Genomic DNA, 3112 nt, shown 5'->3' with positions numbered 1-3112 from the left:
AGGGAGCTGTGATCCGAGGGTGTCCGAATGGGGAAACCCAGCACGAGTGATGTCGTGTTACCTGCACCTGAATATATAGGGTGTGTGGAGGGAACGTGGGGAAGTGAAACATCTCAGTACCCACAGGAAGAGAAAACAATAGTGATTCCGTGAGTAGTGGCGAGCGAAAGCGGATGAGGCCAAACTTTGTGCGTGTGATACCCGGCAGGGGTTGCGTATGGAGGGTTGTGGGGTTTGCATTGTCGATTCTGCCGGATCGGCCGACAGTGAGAAATTGTGGTGTTAGTCGAAGTGGTCTGGAACGGCCTGTCGTAGAGGGTGAGAGTCCCGTAGACGAAAACATTGCAACTGTCGTTGTGGATACCCAAGTAGCAGCGGGCCCGTGAAATCTGCTGTGAATCTGTCGGGACCACCCGATAAGCCTGAATACTCCCTGGTGACCGATAGCGGACTAGTACCGTGAGGGAAAGGTGAAAAGTACCCCGGGAGGGGAGTGAAATAGTACCTGAAACCGTGCGCTTACAATCCGTCAAAGCTGGTGAACAGTTTACTGTTGCTGGTGATGGCGTGCCTTTTGAAGAATGAGCCTGCGAGTTAGTGGCATGTCGCGAGGTTAACCCGTGTGGGGTAGCCGTAGCGAAAGCGAGTCCGAATAGGGCGTATCCACCTTGTGTGGTGTAGTGGCGTGTTCTAGACCCGAAGCGGAGTGATCTACCCATGGCCAGGTTGAAGCGACGGTAAGACGTCGTGGAGGACCGAACCCACTTAGGTTGAAAACTGAGGGGATGAGTTGTGGGTAGGGGTGAAAGGCCAATCAAACTCCGTGATAGCTGGTTCTCCCCGAAATGCATTTAGGTGCAGCGTCACGTGTTTCTCACCGGAGGTAGAGCTACTGGATGGTCTAGGGGGCCTACAAGCTTACCGAAATCAGCCAAACTCCGAATGCCGGTGAGTGAGAGCGTGGCAGTGAGACTGCGGGCGATAAGGTTCGTAGTCGAGAGGGAAACAGCCCAGATCGCCAGCTAAGGTCCCTAAGCGTGTACTAAGTGGAAAAGGATGTGGGGTCGCGAAGACAACCAGGAGGTTGGCTTAGAAGCAGCCACCCTTGAAAGAGTGCGTAATAGCTCACTGGTCAAGTGATCCTGCGCCGACAATGTAGCGGGGCTCAAGTACACCACCGAAGCTGCGGCACTCACACAATAGCCCGCTGTTCTCTTGCGAGGGTTCAGCCAGGTGTGTGGGTGGGTAGGGGAGCGTCGTGCAGCCATGGAAGCATCGGAGTGATCCAGGTGTGGAGGCTGCGCGAGTGAGAATGCAGGCATGAGTAGCGAAAGACGAGTGAGAAACTCGTCCGCCGAATGACCAAGGGTTCCTGGGCCAGGTTAATCCGCCCAGGGTGAGTCGGGACCTAAGACGAGGCCGACAGGCGTAGCCGATGGACAACGGGTTGATATTCCCGTACCCGTGTAACCGCGCCCATGGTGAATCAGTGACACTAACCACCCTGAATCTCGCTTACTTCACACCTTCGGGTGTGCGGGGGCGGGTGGATGCGTGGGACCTGATCTGGTAGTAGCCAAGCGATGGGGTGACGCAGGAAGGTAGCTGGGCCAGTCAGTGGTTGTACTGGTGTAAGCCTGTAGGGCGAACGGTAGGCAAATCCGCCGTTCATCAAGCCTGAGAGGTGATGCGTAGCCGATTGAGGCGAATTCAGTGATCCTATGCTGCCGAGAAAAGCCTCTAGTGAGTTGTTACACGGCCCGTACCCCAAACCGACACAGGTGGTCAGGTAGAGAATACTAAGGCGATCGAGATAACTATGGTTAAGGAACTCGGCAAAATGCCCCCGTAACTTCGGGAGAAGGGGGGCCTTGTCCGGTGATCACTCTTGCAGTGTGAGCTGGGTGGGGCCGCAGAGACCAGTGAGAAGCGACTGTTTACTAAAAACACAGGTCCGTGCGAAGTCGTAAGACGATGTATACGGACTGACGCCTGCCCGGTGCTGGAAGGTTAAGAGGACCGGTTAGCCAGTAATGGCGAAGCTGAGAATTTAAGCCCCAGTAAACGGCGGTGGTAACTATAACCATCCTAAGGTAGCGAAATTCCTTGTCGGGTAAGTTCCGACCTGCACGAATGGCGTAACGACTTCTCAGCTGTCTCAACCATAGACTCGGCGAAATTGCATTACGAGTAAAGATGCTCGTTACGCGCGGCAGGACGAAAAGACCCCGGGACCTTCACTACAGCTTGGTATTGGTGTTCGGTTCGGTTTGTGTAGGATAGGTGGGAGACTGTGAAGCGGTGACGCCAGTTACTGTGGAGTCGTTGTTGAAATACCACTCTGATCGTATTGGATACCTCAACCTCGGACCATGATCTGGTTCAGGGACAGTGCCTGGTGGGTAGTTTAACTGGGGCGGTTGCCTCCTAAAATGTAACGGAGGCGCCCAAAGGTTCCCTCAGCCTGGTTGGCAATCAGGTGTCGAGTGCAAGTGCACAAGGGAGCTTGACTGTGAGACTGACAAGTCGAGCAGGGACGAAAGTCGGGACTAGTGATCCGGCACCGGCAAGTGGAAGCGGTGTCGCTCAACGGATAAAAGGTACCCCGGGGATAACAGGCTGATCTTCCCCAAGAGTCCATATCGACGGGATGGTTTGGCACCTCGATGTCGGCTCGTCGCATCCTGGGGCTGGAGTAGGTCCCAAGGGTTGGGCTGTTCGCCCATTAAAGCGGCACGCGAGCTGGGTTTAGAACGTCGTGAGACAGTTCGGTCTCTATCCGCCGCGCGCGTAAGAAACTTGAGGAAGGCTGTCCCTAGTACGAGAGGACCGGGACGGACGAACCTCTGGTGTGCCAGTTGTTCCACCAGGAGCACCGCTGGTTGGCTACGTTCGGAAGGGATAACCGCTGAAAGCATCTAAGCGGGAAGCCTGTTCCAAGATGAGGTTTCTCACCCCCTCGAGGGGGTAAGGCCCCCGGCAGACCACCGGGTTGATAGGCCAGAACTGGAAGTCGGGTAACCGATGCAGGTGACTGGTACTAATAGGCCGAGGACTTACCACAAAGAAGCTACGCGTCCACTGTGCAATATCTGAAACAACACACGAGTTG

The 3112-nt window shown here is 55.2% G+C and carries 1 rRNA gene; it reads left to right on the top strand.

The features are described 5' to 3' along the window. Positions 1-3064: ribosomal RNA gene (locus ABZ677_RS27645) — 23S ribosomal RNA — on the top strand. Positions 3065-3112 lie beyond the last annotated feature (48 nt).

This window comes from Rhodococcus sp. NPDC006774 (genome assembly GCF_040636045.1).
GTDB lineage: Bacteria > Actinomycetota > Actinomycetes > Mycobacteriales > Mycobacteriaceae > Rhodococcoides.
The sequence above is the reverse complement of the archived record's forward strand: the minus strand, read 5'-3'. Positions and strand labels throughout refer to the sequence as shown.